The sequence below is a fragment of the Spirillospora sp. NPDC048819 genome, from assembly GCF_040650055.1.
Lineage (GTDB): Bacteria > Actinomycetota > Actinomycetes > Streptosporangiales > Streptosporangiaceae > Spirillospora.
The window spans coordinates 18212-40619 of record NZ_JBEZGN010000058.1 but is presented as its reverse complement, the minus strand read 5'-3'; the positions used below and the strand labels follow the sequence as shown (position 1 = coordinate 40619).

The 22408-nt window shown below is 70.0% G+C and carries 20 protein-coding genes; 6 read left to right on the top strand and 14 right to left on the bottom strand.

The window, feature by feature from the left end; genetic code table 11:
• Positions 1-150: 150 nt before the first annotated feature.
• Complete coding sequence (locus AB0C35_RS43030) at positions 151-2319, bottom strand: MMPL family transporter (RefSeq protein WP_358469384.1); 2169 nt, start codon at positions 2317-2319, stop codon at positions 151-153.
• Positions 2320-2440: 121 nt separating this feature from the next.
• Here AB0C35_RS43030 and sigJ point away from each other — a divergent pair, with 121 nt between their 5' ends.
• The 3 genes from sigJ (at position 2441) to AB0C35_RS43015 (ending at position 5026) form a co-directional block, all read left to right on the top strand.
• Positions 2441-3331, top strand: a complete 891-nt coding sequence (gene sigJ, locus AB0C35_RS43025) for an RNA polymerase sigma factor SigJ (protein WP_358469381.1) — start codon at positions 2441-2443, stop codon at positions 3329-3331.
• A gap of 122 nt (positions 3332-3453) precedes the next feature.
• Entirely contained in the window at positions 3454-4767 is a 1314-nt protein-coding gene (locus tag AB0C35_RS43020; protein ID WP_358469378.1) for an erythromycin esterase family protein, read from the top strand.
• Positions 4768-4804: 37 nt separating this feature from the next.
• Positions 4805-5026, top strand: coding sequence for a LuxR C-terminal-related transcriptional regulator (locus AB0C35_RS43015; RefSeq protein WP_358469388.1), 222 nt, complete (start codon positions 4805-4807; stop codon positions 5024-5026).
• A 91-nt stretch (positions 5027-5117) separates the two neighbouring features.
• On the opposite strand, the gene lexA is transcribed toward AB0C35_RS43015, so the two are convergent.
• The 13 genes from lexA to AB0C35_RS42950 form a co-directional block, all read right to left on the bottom strand.
• Positions 5118-5780 (bottom strand): transcriptional repressor LexA, encoded by a 663-nt coding sequence (gene lexA, locus AB0C35_RS43010; protein WP_358469375.1) that lies wholly within the window; start codon positions 5778-5780, stop codon positions 5118-5120.
• 288 nt (positions 5781-6068) lie between these two features.
• Positions 6069-7268, bottom strand: a complete 1200-nt coding sequence (locus AB0C35_RS43005) for a glycoside hydrolase family 6 protein (RefSeq protein WP_358469373.1) — start codon at positions 7266-7268, stop codon at positions 6069-6071.
• Between the two features lie 362 nt (positions 7269-7630).
• Complete coding sequence (locus AB0C35_RS43000; RefSeq protein ID WP_358469370.1) at positions 7631-8290, bottom strand: hypothetical protein; 660 nt, start codon at positions 8288-8290, stop codon at positions 7631-7633.
• Between the two features lie 1139 nt (positions 8291-9429).
• Positions 9430-10347 carry a hydroxymethylglutaryl-CoA lyase gene (locus AB0C35_RS42995; protein WP_358469367.1) on the bottom strand — a complete coding sequence of 306 codons (918 nt, stop codon included), beginning with the start codon at positions 10345-10347 and terminating at the stop codon, positions 9430-9432.
• 60 nt (positions 10348-10407) lie between these two features.
• Entirely contained in the window at positions 10408-11664 is a 1257-nt protein-coding gene (locus AB0C35_RS42990; protein WP_358469364.1) for a CaiB/BaiF CoA-transferase family protein, read from the bottom strand.
• Positions 11665-11692: 28 nt separating this feature from the next.
• Complete coding sequence (locus AB0C35_RS42985; protein ID WP_358469361.1) at positions 11693-12604, bottom strand: VOC family protein; 912 nt, start codon at positions 12602-12604, stop codon at positions 11693-11695.
• 52 nt (positions 12605-12656) lie between these two features.
• Positions 12657-13748, bottom strand: a complete 1092-nt coding sequence (locus AB0C35_RS42980; RefSeq protein ID WP_358469358.1) for a zinc-binding dehydrogenase — start codon at positions 13746-13748, stop codon at positions 12657-12659.
• Positions 13745-14734 (bottom strand): fumarylacetoacetate hydrolase family protein, encoded by a 990-nt coding sequence (locus AB0C35_RS42975; RefSeq protein ID WP_358469355.1) that lies wholly within the window; start codon positions 14732-14734, stop codon positions 13745-13747. The genes AB0C35_RS42980 and AB0C35_RS42975 overlap by 4 nt, the downstream gene beginning before the upstream one ends.
• Positions 14735-14805: 71 nt before the next feature.
• Positions 14806-15549 carry an ABC transporter ATP-binding protein gene (locus tag AB0C35_RS42970; protein WP_358469386.1) on the bottom strand — a complete coding sequence of 248 codons (744 nt, stop codon included), beginning with the start codon at positions 15547-15549 and terminating at the stop codon, positions 14806-14808.
• A 5-nt stretch (positions 15550-15554) separates the two neighbouring features.
• The gene (locus tag AB0C35_RS42965; protein ID WP_358469352.1) at positions 15555-16433 is read right to left on the bottom strand and encodes an ABC transporter permease subunit; all 879 of its coding nucleotides are present in this window, start codon (positions 16431-16433) and stop codon (positions 15555-15557) included.
• Complete coding sequence (locus AB0C35_RS42960) at positions 16430-17410, bottom strand: ABC transporter substrate-binding protein (protein ID WP_358469349.1); 981 nt, start codon at positions 17408-17410, stop codon at positions 16430-16432. The genes AB0C35_RS42965 and AB0C35_RS42960 overlap by 4 nt, the downstream gene beginning before the upstream one ends.
• 90 nt (positions 17411-17500) lie before the next feature.
• Positions 17501-18127 (bottom strand): isochorismatase family protein, encoded by a 627-nt coding sequence (locus AB0C35_RS42955; protein ID WP_358469346.1) that lies wholly within the window; start codon positions 18125-18127, stop codon positions 17501-17503.
• A gap of 294 nt (positions 18128-18421) precedes the next feature.
• A complete protein-coding gene (locus AB0C35_RS42950; RefSeq protein WP_358469344.1) occupies positions 18422-19153 on the bottom strand; it encodes a GntR family transcriptional regulator in 732 nt (243 codons plus the stop codon).
• A 212-nt stretch (positions 19154-19365) separates the two neighbouring features.
• Between AB0C35_RS42950 and AB0C35_RS42945 the strand changes: the two genes are divergently transcribed.
• Genes AB0C35_RS42945 through AB0C35_RS42935 form a run of 3 tightly spaced genes read left to right on the top strand, consistent with a single transcriptional unit; the run spans position 19366 to position 22290 of the window.
• The gene (locus AB0C35_RS42945; protein WP_358469341.1) at positions 19366-20172 is read left to right on the top strand and encodes an alpha/beta hydrolase; all 807 of its coding nucleotides are present in this window, start codon (positions 19366-19368) and stop codon (positions 20170-20172) included.
• An 11-nt stretch (positions 20173-20183) separates the two neighbouring features.
• Complete coding sequence (locus AB0C35_RS42940; RefSeq protein WP_358469338.1) at positions 20184-21224, top strand: leucyl aminopeptidase; 1041 nt, start codon at positions 20184-20186, stop codon at positions 21222-21224.
• A 52-nt stretch (positions 21225-21276) separates the two neighbouring features.
• Positions 21277-22290, top strand: coding sequence for an amidohydrolase family protein (locus AB0C35_RS42935; protein ID WP_358469335.1), 1014 nt, complete (start codon positions 21277-21279; stop codon positions 22288-22290).
• Positions 22291-22408: the final 118 nt, after the last annotated feature.

Here is a 22408-nt window from a genome sequence, read left to right as displayed (position 1 = left end):
AAAATCCCCCCCCCTCTGCGGCGGCGCCCGGGGGGTCACCTCCTCACCCCCGCGCCGGCCCGCCGCGGGGCGGGCGCCCGGGCCGCCCCCCCCCACCCCCCCGGTCCGCGGTTCAGTGAGGGCCCCCGTTGCGCATGGCGGTAGGCGGGGTCAGTGCCGTTCGAGTTCCAGCCTTGGCAGGAGGCGGGCGAGCGGCGCCGGCAGCCACCAGGCGCGGTGGCCCATCAGTTCCATGGCGGCCGGGACGATCAGGCAGCGGATGACGACGGCGTCGACGAGGATCGCGACGGCCATGCCGAATCCGGTCTGCTGAAGGAGCCGGTCCGGGCTGAGCATGAAGGCGCCGAAGATCACGACCATGATCGCTCCGGCCGCGGTGATGACAGAGCCGGTGTGGGCGAGGCCCTCCCGGACGGCGTGGGACGGGTCGTGCGGGGAGCGCGTCCATTCCTCGTGGATGCGGGAGATCAGGAAGATCTCGTAGTCCATGGACAAGCCGAAGACGATGGCGAAGACCATCACCGGCAGGTACGCCTCGATGGGGCCGGGCTCGACGCCGAACCAGCCCTCCTGGAACACCAGCGTCATCGCGCCGAGCGCGGCGCCGATGCTGAGCAGGTTCAGCAGTGCGGCCTTCAGCGGGACGAGCACCGACCGGAACACCACCATCAGCAGGATCAGCGAGAATCCGACGACGACGGCCATGAACAGCGGCAGCCGTTCGGCGACCTTGGCGGAGTAGTCCTCGGACGCGGCCGTGGCCCCGCCGACCAGGTAGGTCGCGCCGTTCCGCGCGGACAGCCCCGGCAGGACGTCGTCGCGCAGTGTGCCGACGAGCCGGGAGGTCTCCTGGTCCTGTGGCGCGGACGAGGGGAACACCAGCACGGTCGCGGCGTCGCCGTCCGGCGTGGGCACCGGCGCGCCGGCGGCCCGGACGCCCGGGGTGCCGGCCAGCGTGCGCGCCGCCGCGGCGGCGGCGTCCGGGCCGCCGTCGGCGACGACCAGCAGCGGGCCGTTGAACCCGGGCCCGAAACCCTCGGACAGCAGGTCGTAGGCCTGCCGGCTGGTCGTGCCGGAGGCGTCGCTGCCGGCGTCGGAGAACCCGAGCCGCATCCCGAGCGCCGGGAAGGCCAGCGCGCCGAGCAGCACCCCCGCCACCAGCAGCGCGGCCAGCGGACGCCGCTGCACCAGGGCCGCGAGCCGCCGCCACTGCGTCCCCTCGGCGGCCCGGCCCTTGGCCTCGCGCCGCCCGGCGCGGCGGACGAACTGGCGGGCGAAGCGGCGGCCGAAGACGCCGAGCAGCGCGGGCAGCAGGGTCAGCGCGGCCAGCATCGTCACCAGCACGGTCAGCGCGACCGACAGGGCCATGCCCTGCAGCGACCCGAGCCCGAACGCGACGAGGCCGAGCAGCGCCAGGATGACGGTGCAGCCGGCGAAGAACACCGAGCGGCCCGCGGCGTCCAGCGCGTTCACGGTGGCCGCCTCCGGATCCGCGCCGCGCACCAGTTCGGCGCGGTAGCGGGCGAAGATCAGCAGCGCGTAGTCGATGCCGACGCCGAGGCCGACCAGGATCATCACCGGCGGCGTCCAGTCGGCGATGGTGAAGACGTGCGAGGCGACGACGATCGCGCCGACCGTGGACCCGACGGCGAACAGGGCGATGATGATGGGCAGCCCGGCGGCCACGACCGTCCCGAACATCAGGACCAGGATGACCAGCGCGGCCAGCAGGCCCACGCCTTCGGCGGCGCCCGTCCCGCCCTGGCCGAGCAGCCGGGCCGCGTCGCCGCCCAGCTCCGCCCGCAGCCCGCCGCCCTCGACCTTCTGGGCGGCGTCGAAGATGCGCTGGGTGTCGGCCTTGGGCATGTCCTGCGACGGGACGTCCAGCATCACGGTGGCGTAGCCGATCGTGCCGTCCTCGCTGATGGCGGCCGCGTCCCGGTACGGGCTGCGGACCTGCCCGACCTTGGGCAGCCCGGCGACGTCGTCGAGCATGGCCGTCACCCGCTGCTCCACGCCGGGCCTGCGCAGCCCGCCGGCGTCGTGCAGGACGATCTCGACGGTGTCCCCGGCACGCGCGGCGCCGTGCTGCTCCAGCAGGTCGGCGGCCTGTTGCGACTCCGTCCCTGGCAGGGAGAAGTCGTTGCGGTAGTCGTCGCCCGTCACCGACGCGAGGCCCCACACGCCGCCCAGGACGGCGACCCACAGGATCAGCGCGAGCCATCGTCGGCGATGGGCGAAGCCCGCGATGCGGACGAACACGCCCTTGCGTGAGGGCGGCCTCGTGTTCTCTTCTCTGTCCAGCTCGGTCAGTGTCATGGTTGGTCTCCGGTGCGGTCGGCCTGCCAGGTTTCGTGGTTGACGACGCAGCGGGGCCGGGTGTGACGCCGGTGCGGCAGCGTCACACTCGGCCCCGCTGCGCCGTCAATAGGGCATGGTGATGACTGACCGGGACACTGAGGAACTGCTCGCACGGTCCTTCGAGGCCAACCGGCCGCGGCTGCTGCGCGTGGCGTACACGATGACGGGCTCGCTGGTCGAGGCGGAGGACTGCGTCCAGGAGGCCTGGCTGCGGCTGCGCGGGCTGGACGACCCGGCCGGCGTCCGCGACCTCGCCGCCTGGCTGACCACCACCGTCAGCCGGCTGGCGCTGGACGCGCTGAGCAGCGCGCGCGTCCGCCGCGAGCGCTACATCGGCACCTGGCTGCCCGAGCCGCTCGTCGAGGCCGGCACGCCCGACCCGGCCGACCGGGTCACACTGGACGAGTCGGTCAGCATGGCCCTGCTCGTCGTCCTGGAGCGGCTCTCCCCGGCCGAGCGCACCGCGTTCGTCCTGCACGACGTGTTCGGCGTCCCGTTCCCCGAGATCGCCGAAATCGTGGGCCGCACCCCGGCCGCGGTGCGGCAGCTCGCCTCCCGGGCCCGCCGGCACGTCGAGGACGGACGTCCCCGCACCCCCGCCACGCGCGCCGAACAGCGCGAACTGGTCCGGGCGTTCACCGCGGCCTGCGAGCAAGGCGACCTGCCAGGCCTGGTCGCGCTTCTCGACCCCGACGTCGTGCTGCGCGGGGACGGCGGCGGCAAGGCCACCACCCTGCACCACATCGAGCGGCACGCCGCACGGGTGGCCCCGATGATGATCGGCCATTCCCGGGCCGTGGGCCCGCTGCACATCCGGCCCGCCGACGTCAACGGCGCCCCCGGCCTGGTCATCCGCAGCGGCAACGGCGAACTGTCCGTAGTGGCGTTCACCGTCGACGCCGGACTCATCACCGCGATCGACCTGATCCGCAACCCCGACAAGCTCGCGAAGGTCCCGAACCTGACCTGAGCCGATGGAGCGGGACACGGCACGTACGACGGGGAACGTACTCGTGGTGTCGCCCGCCGGGCGATGTGCGCACACGAAAGGAACGGCGATCGTGGCGGAGCCATAGAACAAGGGAGGCTCTGATGAGACGTCGGATGCGCACCGTCGGGTGGCTTGTCCCCGGTGTGGGGCTTGCGGTTCTGCTCGGCGGCGCACCCCCGGCCGGCGCCCAGGCGCCACGGTCGGTGGACAGGTGGATCGAGCGGCACGCCGTCCCGCTCACGACCGCCGACCCGGCCGCGCCGCTCGGCGACCTCCGCTCCCTCAGACAACCGGTCGGGGACGCGGCGATCGTCGGACTAGGCGAGTCGGTCCACGGGACGGCGGAGGAGACCATGCTTAAACACCGCGTCCTCCGGTTCCTGGTCGAGCGGATGGGCTTTCGCTCCATCGCCTGGGAAGAGGACTGGACGACGGGGCTCAAGGTCAACGCGTACGTCCTGTTGGGCAAGGGGGATCCGGACGCGCTCGTCCGGGAGATGAGCGGCCAGTGGCGGACCCGCCAGGTGGTGGACGTCCTGCGATGGCTGCGCGGCTACAACGCCCGGCACGACGACAAGGTGCAGTTCGTCGGCGTCGAGTACTACTACACGAGTCCCCTGGCCTACGACGCCATCGACGCCTATGTCGCGAAGACCGCTCCGGGCCGGCTCGCCGAACTCCGAAGGAGCCTGAACCCCATCCGGCCGCTCACGTCCGACATGCAGGAGTACGCCACCTGGTACGGCGAGGAAGTGTCCGACAAGCGGCCGTTCATCCGCCGCGCCCGCGAGGTGTACGACCTGATCGAGGAACTGCCGAACGAAGGCGGGGACCGCGCGCATTCGCTGGCCTTGCACCACGCCCGGCAGATCCGCTCGTTCTACGTGCACTTCAGCCTGGAGTTCAACGACGCCAACGCCTACCGGGACGCCCACGCCGCGCGGAACCTGAAGTGGTGGCGCACGCACAGCAACGGCGACAAGATCGTCTACTGGGGTGCGAGCGCGCACACCGCCAACGCCCCGAAGCTGCACATCACCGCGTCCACCGGCACGGACCTGCGTTACCCGTCGGCCGGTTCGCACCTGCGCCGCTGGTACGGCCCGCAGTACCGATCGATCGGCTTCACGCTCGGTCACGGCGCCGCGAGCCTCGGCCCCGGCGACACCCTCACCCTCCCGCGTCCGTCACCGGACTGGTTCGAGCACCGGTTCGGCAGGGTCGGGGCGGCACAGTTCGTCCTGGACTTGCGCGCCCCGGCCCCAACGCCGGTGCGGAGGTGGCTGAGCGCCCCCGCCACGACCCGCGGCCTCCCGCATTTCGGGCCCGGCTCGTCCACCACCGGAGGCTCTCTGGGGCAGTGGTTCGATGTGGTCGTCCACCGCCGGAAGGTGACACCCGCACAACCGGCCTGACCGTGCGACAGAGCCGACCGCTGAGGAGCCCCGCAGCCTGCTCAGCCCCCGGGAGCACGAAGTGCTCAACCATGTGATGAACGGCCTCACCAACCGAGACATCGCGGCCCGCTTGTACGTCTCCGAGCGCACCGTGAAAGCCCATCTGACCACCTCGTTCGCCAAGCTCGGCGTGCACGACCGGACCGCCGCCGTGAGCGCCGCGATCCGGCTCGGACTGCTCAACGTGGAACCGCAGGGCACCGAGAACGCAAAGTGAGGCATGCGCGGCCTCGCCTTCCCCAGGTCGCGCCGCTGTCGGGGGCCATCGCCACGCCGACACGGCCGAGTCGCTTACGCCGACCGAGAGCTCAGAGGCGACGGACTACGGAGATGACTATTCCGAGCACCACGGCCTTGTCGCCGTCGATGACGTCGTAGGCGGGGTTGCGCGGTTCGAGTTGGACGTGGCCGTTGCGGCGCCGGTACACCTTCACGGTGGCGTCGCCGTCGATCATGGCGGCGACGATCTGGCCGGAGTGGGCCTCCTGCTGCTGGCGGACCACGACGATGTCGCCGTCGCAGATCGCGGCGTCGATCATCGAGTCACCACGCACGCGCAGGGCGAAGACGGTGCCGCGCCCGGTGAGTTCGCGGGGCAGCATCAGCGTGTCGTCGACGTGCTCCTCGGCCGAGATGGGGATGCCGGCGGCGATGTGCCCCACCACGGGCACGGTCACCGGACCGTCGGAGGACTCCCGTGGCGACTCCTGCCGCAGGAACACGCGCGCGTCGATCGGCCGCGACACCGCGGTGCCCCGCCGCAGGAACCCCTTGTCCTCCAGGCTCGCCAGGTGTTGCGACACCGACGATGATGACCGCAGGCCGACGGCGTCGCCGATCTGGCGCGTGCTCGGCGCATACCCGTACCTGACCACCCAGTCCCGGATCACGGCCAGGATCCGCTGCTGGCGCGGGGGTAGAGCGGAGGCGTCGAGGTCTCCGAACGCATCAAGATCACTGTAGGCGGTCACCTTCGGAATTGTAGGGGTGCCCTTGTGAGGAACACGCTCAGAAATCGCACCGGCGGCCGAACCGCTCGGAGGCGCACGGCGTCAAGGTCGCACTCCATGCGCACGGCGTCGCCAGGCCTGTTTCGCCCCGGCCGCGCCGGTCAGCCACTGTGCCCGCGGCTACCCCGGACCATCGGCTCCGCGACGAGCCAGGACCCGAGCGGGCTCTGATCCGGTCGAGGATCAGAGCCCGGGGCCACGGTTCTGCGCGGTGACGGCCGCGGGGCGTCCGCGTTCGGTTCCGCCAGGTCAGCGGAGGGGAGGTACGGCTCGCTGGGAGAGCCCCAAGGCGTACTCGGGCCACCAGGCGCCTGCCGCCGGATCGACGACGCCGTACTCGGGATCCTCCGGGCCGGCCGTGCCGCGGGTGCACTGGCCGTCGGATTCGCCGGGACGCTTGATCCAAAGGAAGGCGTCGACCAGGGGATCACCGGTGCGGGTCGAGGGCCGGGCGCCCAGGCCGCGGCCCGGCGGGTTGCACCAGACCTGGGGGTCGGTGTACTTGTCCGCCGGAGGCGTCCACGGTCCCTGGCCGTTGCGGCTGGTGTCCAGGACGAAGTGCGTGAGCGTGCGCGGATTGTCCCGGACGGTGGTCAGGTCGGTGTCGGAACAGCTGGTCGCGCCCGTCTTCTGGCGGAAGCGCAGGCACTTGGACAGCATGGTGCCGTACGCGACCAACTCGTCGGTGCTGCGGTAGTTGGAGACGTTCAGCGCGAAGCCATCGGCCTTGGCGATGCCGCCCTTGAGCAGGCGGCTGGCCATGCCGAGCTGAGCGCGGGGTTCGCCGTATCCGGCGTCGTAGTCGTTGAGCGGCTGCCAGTCCGAGTGACCGGAGTCGACGTAGACGCCGGTGCGCGGCAGCCGCTGGAGGGTGCCGATCGCGTGGTTGATCTCGCGGAAGCGTTCGTCGACCCGGGCAGGGTCCTCCGGCGTTCCGGTGGTGCCTCCACCGCCCTCGTTGCACCACGGCTCGCTGGACAGCAGCGCCAGCCCGTCGGGCTCGACGATCACGACGGCCCGGCCGCCGCCGATCCCCTTGGCGAAGGCGTCGATCCAGGCGCGGTAGGCGGCCTCGCTCGGAGCGCCGCCCGCTGAGTACTGCGAGCAGTCCCGGCCTGGCACGTAGTACGCCACCAGCACCGGCACGGCGTGCTGCCTGGCGGCCCTGACCATCGTCCGCCGCACCGCCGTCCGCACCTCGGCGGGGGTACCGCCGGTGAACCAGACCGCCTGCGAGACCTTGGACAGGGCCCGCATGTGCGCCGCGTCGGCTTCGCGCCCCGCGGCCGCCCAAATGTCAGCCTGCCGCCCGGCATTGTTCGAGGGCTCGACGTAGAACCTGACCTTCCCGGCCAGCGGATCGTCGTGCCCGAACGCCTGCGCCGGCGGAGCGACAAGCGCGACGATGCTCGCCGTGGCGGCGGCGAGGATTCCGATGCTTCGTCTCATCCGGTACTCCAGATCTCGGGGGTGGTGGGGGAGACGCCCCCGCGAGAAACCACTGGGCTCTACCCGGCCAGGCCGGACGGGTGCGCCAGAGACACGGCTGTGGGAGCGCTCCCATGCGGAGTCTGAGCATCCGCCAAAGATCCGTCAAGACCCAACATCCCGACGATCGTTCGACGGTCCATGCGTGGTGCGCTGCCGACTGCGCGTCCGCGTCGATCGCCCAACTCCACACCGCACCAGGCCCGTCCAGCGTCGGCACGCCAGCGACACGCCGCCGCCAAGCGTCACCGGCTGAACAAGCGCTATCGTGCCCACTTTCAATAGCCGCCGGGCGGCCCGCGGCGCGGCCTCCCGTCCCCGGCTCAAAACCCGAACGCCTGCATCACCAGTCCGGCGGACTCGTCCTCGTTCATCGTGGTGTCGATCTCGATGACGGGTAGGTCGAGGCGTTTGGTCTCCTCGAAGAGGCGGTCGGTGAACATCCGGTCGCGTTCGAGCAGGTTGTGCCGGGCCATTTCAAAGTTGCCGGTCTTGTGCGGGATCTGCCAGCCACGGCGGTCGAACGCGGCCCGGCGGAACTCGGGCGTCGGCAGGAGCCATACTGCATGACCGGGCTCGGCGAGCAGCGGCTTGACGAGGTGGGGCAGAAGTCGGAAACCCTCGGTGATCACGCCGGTGCCGGCCGGAAGGCGCAGCAGATCTTCGACGATCAGGCCGAAAGCCTCGCCCCGGTACCAATGAAAGGTCTCCAGCATCGTCTCCGGAGATCGGTTCACCCAGCGCTCGTCCATGCTCATGGTCTTGAAGCCGTCCAGGCAAGGCGCCTCTTCTGGCGTGCTGCGGTCGGCGTGGTCGGGCATCACCGCGTCGGTGGAGTACACGCGTAAGCCGTGCTGGGCCGCGATACGCCGGGCAATGGTCGACTTGCCCGCGCCGCTGCCGCCGCCGATCCAGTAGATATGCCGCAACTGTGCCCGCAGTACCGCACTGTCGGCGGCTTCTTCTCGCTCGTCAGGTCCCATTTACCTATTCATTCATGCTGCGGCGGAACGTGGTCTGTCGAACAGCAGCGTCCATGAGCATTCACTCGTGCGCGAGGGGTGATCTCCAATCTCCTTTGGACGTGCCGATGGCGATTCTAATCGCCAGGGATCGTCAGCTTGGGCAGGGAGCGCCGACCGAGACGTGAACGGTGGTCGTCTCATTGCCTTTGTGAACCTGCAAGGGCACGCAGGCGGCCTTGTCGAGGGAGAATCCACCGGGAAAGGCCAGCCATTGACCGGAGGGCGCGGGCGGTGCCGGGCAAGCTGGAATGTGCAGTCTGGTGGTCCACGCAGTCGTGTGGGTGCCCCAACCTATGGAGACGCGGGCCGCCCAATCCGGCGGCACGGTCAGGTTCGCCTCCCGTCCCGCATGGACGAGAAGGCCGGTCTTGGCGAAGAGGCGATGTGGCGCAGTTCCGTCCGCTGTGCGGACCTGCAGCGTCGAAGTGATGTGCAGGCCCACCACGTCGAGAACGCCGCCGTACGGTCTGGTGGGTGACGAAACTGTGTCGATGGGATCCGAGCAGTCGAGATCGACTTGCTTGGACGGTGGGACGCCAGAACTCGACTGGGCCGGCGCGCTTTCGCTGGGTGCCGCGGGGGTCGCCTCCTCCGTGCATGCGGCCTGGGTGCACAGAGCCATCACCACTGCGACTCGTAGGACCGTCCTCATGATCCCCTCCCGGTCGCTGCGCCATCCGAGCGACTGCTCTTATGATCACATTCCCTGCGAACAGAAGCCGGCGTGGCCGTGGAGTTCCTCGAACTGCTCGAACGGCAGGGCCGGTGCCGGCAAGGCCACCCTGCCGGACGCTCACCTCCGAGCAGGAACGAGAACAGCTCCTCTCGACCGGTCTTGACGAAGGCGCCGCGGGCTTCATGGCCACCCTCAACGCCGAGATGCACGACGGTGCCATGGCCCCACGCCCGGCGACCTGACCCCGACTCATCGGCCACCCCACGAATCTCCTAGCCGAAACCATGAAGACATGGATCTGACCCGTCGGCGAACTAACAGGGGTAGGCACCCGTGCCCTTTAGTGCGTTGCGGGACGACCCGTCGAGCAAACCTGAACCGGCGGAAGCATCACCCTCGAACACACAGGTGGATCGAGGCTTTAGACCGGAGCGCGTGCGCGGTCGCCGGCCCGCAGGAGTCCGCTGGGCAAGGGACCGCCAAGGATCTCCTGTGTTCGGCGGCCTGCCGCAAGGAGCCCGTCTAGTTCGAACCCCGTCTCCAGGCCGAGATCGTGCGCCAGGTAGACGAGTTCCTCGGTCGCGATGTTCCCGCTCGCTCCGGGCGCGAAAGGGCACCCGCCGAGGCCGCCGATCGATGCGTCGAGCCACGTGACGTCGGCGAGCAGTGCCGCATAGGCCGACGCGAGACCCGTGCCGCGGGTGTTGTGCAGGTGGACGCCGATGTCCACGCCGGGCGCGACACGACGAGTCGCCTCCATCAGGGCCGTCAGCCGGCCCGGGGTCACCGTGCCGATGGTGTCGGCCAGGCAGAAGCGATCGGCGCCACCGTCGATCGCGCGCGCAACGATGTCGCGCGTCCGGGCCGGTGGCGTCTCGCCATCGAAGGGGCAGTCCCACGCGGTCGCGACGATCACCTCCAGGATCCCGCCGGCCTCCCGGACCACGTCCACCACCCTGGGGACGAGCTGCAGCGCCTGTTCGGTCGTGCGCCCGACGTTGGCCTTGCTGTGCCCGTCCGCCGCGGACACGACGTACTCGATCTCGCGGAAGCCCGCCTGGACCGCCCTCTCGGCTCCTCTGACGCCGGCGACCAGGGCCGACCACCGGACATCGGGCCATCGCCGCAGGCCGGCGGCCAGGTCCGCGGCGTCCGCGAGGGCGGGGACTGCGCGCGGCGAGACGAACGACGTCGCTTCGATACGGCGGGCGCCCGCGCGGACGAGGTGTTCGATGATGTCGAGCTTGGCCTCGGTGGAGATGGGCGGTTCGTTCTGCAGCCCGTCGCGCGGGCCGACCTCGCGGATGTCGAGCCGGGGCGGCTTGGAAGTCGTCGTCATCGGTGGCACCCGCTCCCGGTGCGGACGCGGCCGGTGTTCACCATGTGACCGGCCGTCGTGTCAGATGACGCCTTCATCTGCCAGCTCCTCAAGGTCGTTCACCGTCAAACCCAGCAGTTCGCCGTACACGTCGGCGTTGTGGGTCCCCGGCTCTGGGGGACCGGCCCACCGCACCGAACCGGGTGTGGCCGAGAACTTGGGGACGACGCCCGGCCCGAGTACGTCCTCACCGAGCCGCTCGTCGAAATGGGGGGTGAGCATTCCGCGGGCCCGGAACTGGGGATCGTCGACGACCTTGTCGATCGTGTGCACGGGGCCGACGGCGACGCCGCTCTCGGCCAGTACCCGAAGGATGTGGTCGGCGTCGTGCCGTCCCGCCCATTCGGCGACGACCGCCTCGATCGCGTCCTGGTTGGCGGCACGGGCCTCGTGGTCGCGGTAGCGCGGGTCGGTGGCGAGTTCACGCCTGTCCATCACCTCGCACAACCGCGTGAACAGGGTGTCCTGGTTAGCGGCGATGACGACCCAGATCCCGTCCCTGGAGCGGAACAGGTTCGAGGGCGCGATGCCTTCCAGGCGTGTCCCGCCCGGTTCGCGGATCCGTCCCAGACGATCGAACTCGGGGATCACGGACTCCAGCAGCGCGAGACACGATTCGGTCAGCGCCACGTCGACGACCTGCCCCTCTCCCGTGCGGTCGCGGTGCAGGAGCGCGGCGAGGACGCCCTGGACCGCGAACATGCCGGCGAGCGAGTCACCGAGTGAGATGCCCATCCGCGGCGGTGCCTGCCCGGGGAATCCGTTGAGGGTCCGGAGACCGCTCATGGCCTCGGCCACGGACGCGTAGCCGGCGCGGTGCCGGTACGGCCCGGTCTGGCCGAAGCCGGAGACGCGGCAGAGGACGATCCCGGGGTTGGCGCGCCGCATCCGCGGATAGTCGACGTTCCAGCGTTCGAGCGTTCCCGGACGGAAGTTCTCCACCACCACGTCCGCGGTGGCCACGAGGTCCAGGAGGAGCCGCTGCGCCCGCTCGGCGCGCAGGTCGAGCGTGACACAGCGCTTGTTCCTGGCATGGACGGTCCACCACAACTTGTGACCCCGGTAGGACTCCTGCCCCCAGAGGCGCAGAGGATCGGGACGTCCCGGAGCCTCGATCTTGATCACGTCGGCGCCGAGATCCGCCAGCAGGCGGCCCGCGAAGGGGCCGGCGACGACGGAACCGAGCTCGATGACGCGCACACCGCCCAGCGGTCCGAACTCACCCGGCCCGCCGGGCCGGTCTCCGGTCCGGCCCGGGGACGGAACTGTGCCGGTCATGACTCTCCTGAGGGGTGAAGGCGGCTGGTCAGAACGGGGGCGGTGTCCACAGGCCCGGGTCCGGATCTCCGATCGCGACCGGGATGAACTCGTCGATGGGGTTCGCCGTTCCCCACTGGTCGGCCTCCTCGCCGTCGGAGTCCCACCGGCAGGGCACCCAGGTGCTCTCGTCCACCTGCAGGAGCGCGGTGGTGTACTCGACCACGTCGCCGTCCGGCGACCTGAAGTAGGAGAAGGTGTTGTCGCCGGGCCCGTGCCGGCCGGGGCCCCAGAGCACGGGGAACCCGGCCCTGGTCATGCGTCCGGTTCCCCGCATGTACTCCTCGACGCCCCGCATCTCGAACGAGACGTGGTTGAGGGAGGCGTGGGCGGCGGCCGCGAACCCGAGCGTGTGATGATCGCGGCGGCAGCGCATGAAGACCATCCGGTCCTCCACCCAGTCGGAGATCCGGAAGCCGAGGCGGCGTTCGTAGAAGGCGATCGTCCTGGCCAGGTTCGCGGTGTTGAACACCACGTGACTGAGCTTGCTCGGGATGTCCTCGCGCTCTTCGAGCACCCGTGCCTTGCGCGTCCTGACGTCGCAGGAGATCTCGACGAGGCGGCCGTCGGGGTCGAAGAACCGGAACCCGTAGCCGCCGCCCGGTGCCGTCAGCGACGTGGGCGTGAAGTCGATTCGCACGCCGTCCCGCGCGAGGGACTCGGCCAGCCGGTCGACCTCGGCCGGTGTCGACACGGCGAGCGACAACAGGTCGAGGCGCCGTTCCTCGGCCGCCCGCACGCGGAGCACGAACTGCTCTTCGCTGCCTTCGGCGGAGAAGAAGGTCACCCCGGTGTCGTCGGCGACGGGACGCAGCCCCCAGGTCGAGCCGTAGAAATCGACCGACCTGTGGTAGTCGGGGACGGCGATGGCGAGATACCTCGTGTGCGTGATCGGTGACATGCCGGAAGGCGATCGTTCTTCGAGGGGCAGGGGAGTGGGCAAGACGGACTCCTCAGGGTCGTGAGCGGTCGGGGTGGGGGCCGGCGGGCGGGCCGTCGTCGCTCACCCGGATGAGCGTGCGGCCGACCGTCTTGCGGGCGGCGATCAGGCGATGCACCTCCGGGAGATCGTCGAGCGTGAACTCGCCGGTGATCGGGGGCGCCGGCAGGCGTCCCCGCTCGACGGCCGTCCAGGCCGCGTCCACGACGTCCCGGCCGGGGATGTTCACCCCGATGATCGACTGGCGGTTGAGGTACAGCCGGCGGATGTCGACGCTGACGACTCCGCCGCCGTGCGCGCCGCACGTGACGAGGCGTCCGCCGACCGCCAGCAGACGCAGCGTGTCCTCGAACAGCGCGGGGTCGGAGATGTTGTCCGCGACGAGATCGACTCCGCCGCGGCCGGCGATCCGCCGCACGTCGTCGGCCCAGTCCGGCCGGGAGTAGTCGACGACGGAATCGATGCCGAGCAGCTCACGGAGCCGCTCGGCCTTCCACGGCGCGCCGACCGCCGCGATGACGTGCGCCCCCAGCGAGCGGGCGACCTGGACGCAGGCCAGGCCGACGCCCCCCGCCGCGGCCATGACGAGAACGCGAGCGCCCGGGCGGAGCCCTCCGTTGACACTGATCAGGTTCCAGGCGACCGGGTAGGTGATGGCCATGACGGACGCCTCGGCGAACCCGATGCGGTCCGGAATGGGCACCACGAGGTCGTCGGGCACCGTGACGAACTCGGCCTGGCCGCCGTCGCGCTGGATGCCGAGCACTTCGTGCCGGGCGCAGAACGGGCGTCCGTCCAGACACGGTTCGCACGAACCGCACGGCTGGAAGCCGCCGACCGTGACCCGGTCGCCGACCCGGAACCGGCTCACACCGGCCCCGATCTCGGCGACCACTCCGGCGGGGTCCTGCCCGAGGACGAGCGGCAGCCGCGTGATCGGCAGGGTGCGCGCCTGCATGTCGAAGGACGCCGTGGTGACGGTGCGGACCGCGATCAGCACCTCGCCGGCGCCCGGTGCCGGCCGCGGCCATGGCCGGACGTACATGTCGTCCGGCTCGCCGCGCCGTTCCAGGACGACCGCTCGCATCATCGCCGGGCCCGTCATGTCCGGCCTTCCGCCGCGGCGGCCCCGGCGGGTGCGGCGGACGGAGCGGGGCCCCGCCCCACCAGGGTCGTCTCCACCCGTCCCAGCGACTCGACCTCGACCGCGACATGGTCGCCGGCGGTGAGGTACTCCGGCGGGCGGCGCCCATGGCCGACACCCGCCGGAGTGCCGGTGGCGATGACATCGCCGGGCTCCAGGGTCATGATGCGGGACAGGTGCTCGATGATCTGCCAGAAGTCGAACACCATGTCGCCTGTGGTGCCGTCCTGCTTCAGCCGGCCGTTCACCCACGACCGCACCCACAACTTCTCCGGGGCGGCCACGAAACGTGCAGGCGTGATGAACGGCGCCATCGGCTTGAATCCGTCATACGCCTTGGTCATGACCCAGTCGATGCCGACGGCGGGCGCGTTCGGACCGCTCCAATCCCGCGCGGACAGGTCGTTGAGCACCGCGAACCCCACCACGTGCGCGGCGGCGTCGGCGGCCTTCACATCGCGGGCGGGACGTCCGATGACCACGGCGACCTCGGCCTCCCAGTCGATCCGCTCGGCGATCGCGGGGACGGCGACCTGCTGTCCCGTCCCCACCAGCGTCGTGGACGGCGGGGCCAGGAAGCTGTACGGATAGGCGGACAGCGCGTCGAGGCTGAATCCCATCTCCCGGATGTGATCCTTGTAGTTGGTGCCGATGCAGATGAGCTTTCGCGGGTGCATCACCGGCGCCTGCCATTGCAGGGAGCCCTCGTCCAGCGGCTCGGCCGGGGGACCTGAGGCCAGGACGCCGGCGATCTGGTCGAGAACGGCGTCCCAGCCGTCTCCGATCAGGTCCAGGACCGAGCTCTCGGGCGGGACCGCCGCCGGCAGCAACTCCGCCAGGCGGTACAGCGAACCCCGCGACTCCACGATCACCGTCGGCCGGCCGACGTGTACCGCCGTCCCGAGCCGGAAGGGCGGCTTATCCGAAGACTGAACGTCCGCACTCACAGAAATCTCCCTTATCCGTTCGAACCTGAGACCGACTCGCGGAACCATTTCCCATCCGCCCGGGGCACCGGTCAGCCGGTTGTTTCATCGGCCCCGAACAGGCCGACGATGTGCTTGCGGTATGCGTCGAACTCCGGGGTCGCGGGGTTCCGGGGGTAGGGCATGTCCAGATCGATGTCCGCGAGAACCTTCGTCGGCTTGGGGGAACAGACGACGACGCGGCTGCCGACCACGAGGGCCTCCTCGACGTCGTGGGTCACCAGCACGATCGTGAGCGCGGTGCGTTCCCAGAGGGACACGATCTCCTGCCGGAGGCGCCGCCGCGTCTGGACGTCGAGCGCGCTGAACGGCTCGTCCATCATCAGGACGCTCGGTTCCACCGACAGCGCCCGCGCGATCGAGACTCGCTGCTGCTCTCCGCCGGAGAGCGCGTGACCGGAGCGATCCGCCAGGTCGCCGATGCCGACCGTCTCCAGGAAGCCGCGGGCCCGTTCGCGGATCTCCCGGCGGGAGCCCTCCACTCCCCGCAGCTTCATGCCGAGCACCACGTTGTCCAGCGCCGTCCGCCACGGGGCGAGGCGAGCGGCCTGGAAGACGTAGGCGAGCCGGTCCCAGGTCTGCGTCGCCGGGAGGCCGTCCACCGTGACGCTGCCGCCCTGGTGGCCGGCGAGCCCGCCGAGGATGCGCAGCATCGTCGACTTGCCGCAGCCGCTGGGCCCCAGCAACGTGACCAGTTCCCCGTCGCGGATCTCGAGGTCGATGCCGTCGATGATGACCTCACCGCCGAACCGTACGTCCAGGTTCCGGATGTCCATGGTGCTCACCGCGCCACCGCCGTCCCGGTCCGCTTGGCGAACCACTGTGCCAGGGGGTCGAAGACGAGGCGTTCCACCGCGGTGACGATCAGCAGGACCACGACGATCGTGGCGAAGACCGTCGGCGAGTCGAAGGACTGCCTCGCCCGGTTCATGACCAGACCCAGTCCGGTGCGCGAGCCGAAGAACTCCGCGATGAGCGCGACCTTCCATCCCACCGAGAAGGAAAGGCGCGCCGCGGCGAAGATGTAGGGGACCAGCAGCGGCAGTTCGATCGAGAGGAGGACGCGCATCCGCGACCGCGTGAAGCTGCGGCCCATCTCGAGCAGCCCGGGGTCGAGCGCGCGCATGCCCTCCCACAGGTTGACCAGGCAGAAGGGAATCGTGATCGCGGTCACCACGAAGATCACCGCGAAGTCTCCCACGCCGAACCAGATGACGCCGAGGATCGCCCAGCCGAGGGCCGGGACGCTGTTGAAGAACGGCAGGACGCGCTTGCCGATCAGCGTGTCGGTGACGGGAAGAACGCCGGCCATGAAGACGAGCAGCCCGCCGATGCCCATCGCGAGCAGCACCGAGAGCAGGATCCGGCCCATCGAGGTCCAGGTGTGCACCGCCGACTCGCCGACCAGCAGGTCGATGCTCGCCCTGCCCACGTCGACGGGGTTCGGCAGTTCCGCCGCGGAGACGTTGGCCGAGTACCAGAACCACGCCCCGAACAGCAGCAGCGGCATCCCGTCGGCGAGCAGGCGGGCGAGGATCCGGCGGCGTCCGCGACCGGCGGTCCCGCGTTGCGGATCGGGCCCCTGAGCCCGGTCCGTGCGCCCGGAGTCGTCGCCGCTCCGCTCTCCCCGGAGCACCGTGCTCGTGCCGTGCTCACTCATTTCCCGGAGCTTTCGATCACGATCTCGGCGAGATCCGGGTTCGTCGGCAGGTGCCCGTCCTCGTGGGCGAGCCGGTAGAACTTGCGCGCCCACTCGATCCATTCGGGGTCGGTGCCGCCTCCGAAGCGGTAGGACTTCTGGTTCCACCAGTACTCGATGAACTTGGTCTCGACGCCTGTCTGCTTGCTGATCTCGGGTGCGAGTTCGCCGATGTTCTCTTCCGCGTAGGCGACCGATTCACCGATCATTCGCTGGAATTCGGCGACGCACTTCGATTTCTCCTCGGCCAGGTCGCCCGTCACCACATAGGCCGCGCCGACCAGCCATGCACCGCTGATCTCGCGGAAGTCGTTGTCGATATCGGCCGCGATCCGGAGCCCGGGGTCATTGCTCGCACGCCAGCCGGCCTGATGGAACATGACGGCGGCGTCGATGTCTCCCTTGTTGAGCGCGCTGTACATCGTCTGCGGATCCAGTTCGACGTACTTGATGTCGCCGCCCTCGGCCTTGGCGTCCAGGCCGTACTTCTTCGCGTAGACCATCTGGGTCATCATCATCACGCTCGACCCGAACCCGCTGACACCGACCGTCTTGCCCTTGAGGTCGCGCCCGCTTCGAATGTCGGACCCGTTGCGGACGAAGGTCTTGGTCCCGCCCCCGGTCTGCACCTGGATGAGGCCGACGATGCGCAGGTCGATGCCGCCCTTCTCGCGCGCGTTGACCACGCCGGGCAGCGAGGTGCCGACCACGTCGTACTGCCCCGACGCGGTCGCCTGGATGAGCGCCGGAATCTGCAGGTAGTCGACCTTCAGGTCGCCGATCACGTCGGATTTCACGTGACCCTTTTCGATGGCGTAGTAGGCGGTGCGGTGCGAGTCGTCGTCCAGCGCGCCGAGGGTGAAGGTGTCGCAGCGGGCGGCGTCGCCCTGCTGCCCGGCGGAACCGCAAGCCGAAGCCGTCAGGAGGATGGCCACCATCGCACACTTGAATTTCGGGAAAACCATTGAACTACCCCTTCCAGGGGGCGAATGCCGCTTCGCGGAGCCGTTTAATCTCCCGGCCGCGGGTCAGTTCGGGGCCGTGATGCCCGACAGATAGGCGAGCGTTTCGTCGAGGGTGAGGACGTCGGCGTACTTCTGGTCCATGTCGAACAGGCTCGCGTCGTGCGGCCCCCGGGCCCGGTCGGCCGCGCACTCCCTTGGCACGAGAACCGGGTAGCCCAGCTGGACGGCGTCGACGACCGTCGCCCGCACGCATCCGCTCGTGGTCGCTCCGCACACGATCACCGTGTCGACACGCTCACGGGTGAGCCGAGCGGCCAAGTCGGTGCCGTGGAACGCCGACGGCCCCTTCTTGACCACGAGCGCCTCGTCCGCCCGCCGGTTCAGCCGTTCATCGAGCCGGACGGCACGTGACCCCGCCATGAAGGCGCGCAGGCCCGGCGCCTTGTCCCACCAGGCGGTGGCGTCGTGCGGGCCGTCATGGGCGATCGTCGTGAAGACGCGGGGGAAATCCCGTTTCCGCGCCGAGTCCAGCAGCACGACGCACGCCCCGACCTCGGCCGACATATCGGAGCCGGTGGGGAACGACGGATCGGTGAATCCCTCGCTGAAGTCGACGACGATCACGGCCGGCCGGCGACCGCGGCGCACGGGACGCCCGAACCCCGCCCTGGTGTAGGTGGCTTCCATCATGTCCCGCTCTCCTCGGTCCAACCAGAACGCTGGGGCAAAGTGAACACACTTGAGTTCTGGAAGTCAAGACTTCGCAAGAGGAAGTGGATACACTTTCATCGTCCAGGCCAGGTGCGGTCGTGGACGTCGCATCGCGGTGGGCCCGGCGGTCGCGGAGGGCCGGGAGAACGGAGTACGCGCAGGTCAAGAAAGGTGTGCGGGGGCACCGGAGCCGACGAACGAAGATGCGGAGCCCGGACGCGGGCCGTCGTCGGCGCCCGGCGGGCGACCGATGGGACGGGAGCGGGCGGAAGGTCAGACGTGCGAGGCGCCCAGCACCATGCGCAGCGCCGTCCGGACGCTGACCGGTTCGTATTCGGGCGCGGAGTGCGCCATGGTCGTCAGGACGGTCCGGGCGAGATGCCGGACGATCTCCTCGACCGCCGCGGTCCGGTCCCCGTTCTCCAGCGCCTCCAGCAGCTTCAGGTGCTCCCTGTTCGCGAGGTCCAGGGTCTGCGACTCGTGAACCCGATTCTGCGTGATGTACCGCTGGCAGTGCTCCGCCAGGCTCGACATCGTCTGCCGCACCTGGCCGCCGATGCGCACGCTGTGCATCGCGTGGAACTCGTGATGCGCCTGCTGCCAGGACTTCCAGTCGTCGGCCTCGGCCAACGCCTTCATCCGCTCAAGGAGCGCCCTCATCTCGGAGAGGCGCTCCGCCGTCAGGTCGGGGAGGGTGAGCGCGACGCCCAGGGACTCCAGCAGGATCCTCGCGGCGTAGACCTGGTCGACATAGGCGATGTCGATCTGGCTGACGCGTGCCCGCTGGTTGGGCGCCGTCTCCAGAAGGCCCTCCTCCTGCAGCATCCGGAAGGCCTCGCGCAGCGGCGTGCGGCTGACTCCGAGCTTCCGCGCGAGCTCGGCCTGGGGCACGATCGCCCCCGGCGGCAGCGTCCCGTCGAGGATCAGCTCGCGGACGTGGGCGTGGATGTCGGTGACCAGCCGGCGGCCGTCGGCCCGCAGCGGTTGCCCGATCTCGGCGCTCATCACGTTGCCTCCTGTTCGGTGACCGGCACGCCCCGAGCGCGACGGGCTCCGGCCGTGTCGATCTCCGCCTAACTGTACTCAACCGGCGGTCGGGTATGCACACCGTCTTGACTTTTTCAGGCATAAGTGGATCCACTTAGACCGTGCTGGGTCCGTTGGACCGACCGGCCGGGCCTCGATCGCCGGGCCACACGATGACGCGTGGAGGAGTTGTGGCCGAGCTGGAACCGAGCGGGGAGAGCCTTCTGCTGGACGCCGGTGGCCTCCGGCTGCGAGTGCTGCGCTACGGAGGCGGAGGAGCGGCCCCACCGCTGCTGGTGCTGCCGGGGATCACCACCACGGCGTCGGCGGCGGAGTTCATCGCCCTGGCTTTCACCGATCGCTACACGGTCCACGTGCCGGATCTGCGTGGCCGCGGCCGTTCCGGACGAGCCCCCGCGGGCCGGTACACGCTCGCAGACCACGTCGATGACGTCGCCGCCATCGTCGCGTCCCTGGATCTGGACGCGCCCGCGCTGCTCGGCCATTCGTTCGGCGCGCGCATCGCGGCGGCGTACGCGGTCCGGTATCCGGGGCGCCGGGACCGGATCGTCCTGGTCGACCCGCCGCTTTCGGGACCGGGCCGGCGGCCCTACCCGACCACGCGGACGGACTTCCTCGCCCAGCTCGACGAAGCCCACGGAACGGCGGGCGTCGAGCGAATCCGGGCGCGCCATCCTCGCTGGCCGCCGCGTGAGATCGCCGTCCGGGCCCGGGAGTTGCCGACCTGCGACCCGGCGGCCGTGGTGGAGACGCTCGACGGATTTCATCGCGATGACTTCCACGACCTCTGGCGGCGGCTGCACCCACCGGTGGCCCTGATACGCGGCGAGGAGAGCCCGGTCGTCACCGCCGCCGACGCCGCCGAGCTCGCCCGCCTCAACCCGGCGCTCCCGGTGATCTCCGTTCCGGACGCCGGCCACATGGTGCCGTGGGACAACCCGGACGGGTTCCGGGCCGCGCTGCGGGACCACATCTGAGAGGAAAGACGATGTTCGACCAAAGCCTGATTCACGGACTGTTCCGGGACCAGTTGACGTTGTGCGGCGTCCACGAGGGCGAGCGGGTGACGGTGCTGTCGCGAGGAAGGGAACGGCTCGACTACGCCGACGCCTTCATGTACGCGGCGAAGAGCCTCGGCGCCACCACCTATCACCTGCGCCTGCCGCACCCGCTCCCTGAGACCGGAACGTGGTCGGTGGGATCGTCCGAACTCGCCGGGAGCCCGCAGGCGGTCGAGGCGCTCAAGCAGGCGGACATGCTCATCGACCTGGCGTTCCTGCTCTTCTCGCCCGAGCAGTTCGCCATCCAGGCCGCCGACACCAGGATCCTCACGGTCGTCGAGCCGATCGAGCTGCTCGCGCGCCTGGCCCCCACCCGGGCGCTGCGCGAGCGAGTCGAGGCCGCCGCCGAACTGCTCGCCGGGGCATCGACCCTGCGTTTCACCAACGAGCACGGCACCGACGTCACCTACCGGCTCGGCGCGTACCCGACCGTCCCCGAGTACGGCTACACCGACACACCGGGCAGGTGGGACCACTGGCCGGCGGCGTTCGTGTTCACCGGGGCGGCGGACGACGGCGTCGACGGCCGGATCGTGCTCGGCCCCGGTGACGTGCTCCTTCCGCAGAACATGTACGTGACCGGCCGCGTGGAGTTCACCATCGAAAAGGGATTCATCACCGAGATCCGAGGCGGGTTCGACGCGGATCTGGTCCGTTCCTACATCACCTCGTTCGAGGACCCGCGCGGATACGGGATGTCGCACATCGGATGGGGCCTTGACGAGCGCGCTCACTGGCACGGGCTCGCACAGCCGTCGTTCCCGGGCGGGATGGGAATGGAAATGCGGTCCGTCTACGGCAACGTCATGTTCTCGATCGGCCCTAACAACGAACTCGGCGGTCCCAACGACACCGCCTGCCACCTCGACATCCCCATGCGGAGGTGCAGCCTTTTCCTCGACGACGAGCCGGTCGTGATCGACGGCGACATCGTGGCCCCGGATCTGCGGGCACCGTCCGGACGGTGATCCGGCCGTTTCTCCAATGTTGTGACGCACCCGAATCAGACGGAGGCAAGACATGACCGTGGTCGACTGCCAGTGGCACTGGTACCCGACGGACTTCCTCGACGCACACCTCGGAAGGTCGCAGGGCCCGAGAGCGGCGAAAACCGCGGAAGGGTACGTCTATGAGGTCTCGGCCGACGAGATCTGGAAATACGACCGGCGATTCACCGACCTCGACTTCCAGGTCGCGGTGATGGACGAGGCCGGGATCGACACGGCCATCGTCAGCGCGGCGGTCGCAGGGGATCTCAACGACCGCGACCGCGAGGAGGCGCGCGAGATGTGCCTGCTCCTCAACGGGGAGATGTCCCGGGCCCAGTCGGCCCATCCCGGTCGCTTCGCCGGGCTGGCGCACCTCCCGCTCAAGTACCCCGACCTGGCGGTCGAACTCCTGGACGACGCCGTCGGCCGGCTCGGCCTGCGCGGCGTCTACCTGCCGGGCAACATCGACGGGATGTCGGTCGCGGATGAGCGGGTGTGGCCGGTCTACGCGCGGGCGGAGGAACTCGGGCTGCCCCTGTTCCTGCATCCGACGCGCTCTTTCCGGGAACCACGGGTCACGCCCAAGATGGAGGTGTCGATCGGGTACATGTTCGACACGAGCTTCGCGTCGATGTCGCTGATCGTGGCGGGCGTGCTCGATCGCCATCCGAGGCTCAAGATCGTGCATCCTCACGCCGGAGGGACGCTGCCGTACCTTCACGGCCGGATCGACGTCTACCGGCACAAGGATTGGTGGCCCGGCCTGGACCGGCCCTTCGCGGACTACCTGCGCCGGATGTGGTTCGACACGGTCTGCAACCAGCCCGAATCCCTGCGCCTGCTCGCGGACCTGGTCGGGCCCTCGCGGCTCCTGTTCTCCAGCGACTATCCGTACTGGTCGACCCGGCATGGGATCGATCTCGTGCGAAAGGCCATACCGGCCGACCAGGTGGCGGGCGTCCTCGGCGGGAACGCCATCGACGTCCTGAACCCGGCGATGGCCGCGACGGCCCCGGCCGCCCCGGCGGCATCGATGGGGGAATAGGGCCGACGCCCTGGGCCGGTCGGGTCTCCCGGTCACCTGATCTGACCGGCCGTGCCGCCCCCGTCCGCCCGAGGAGACTCGGCCGCCTCCGGCGGGACGGAGCTCCGGAAGCTCGCGC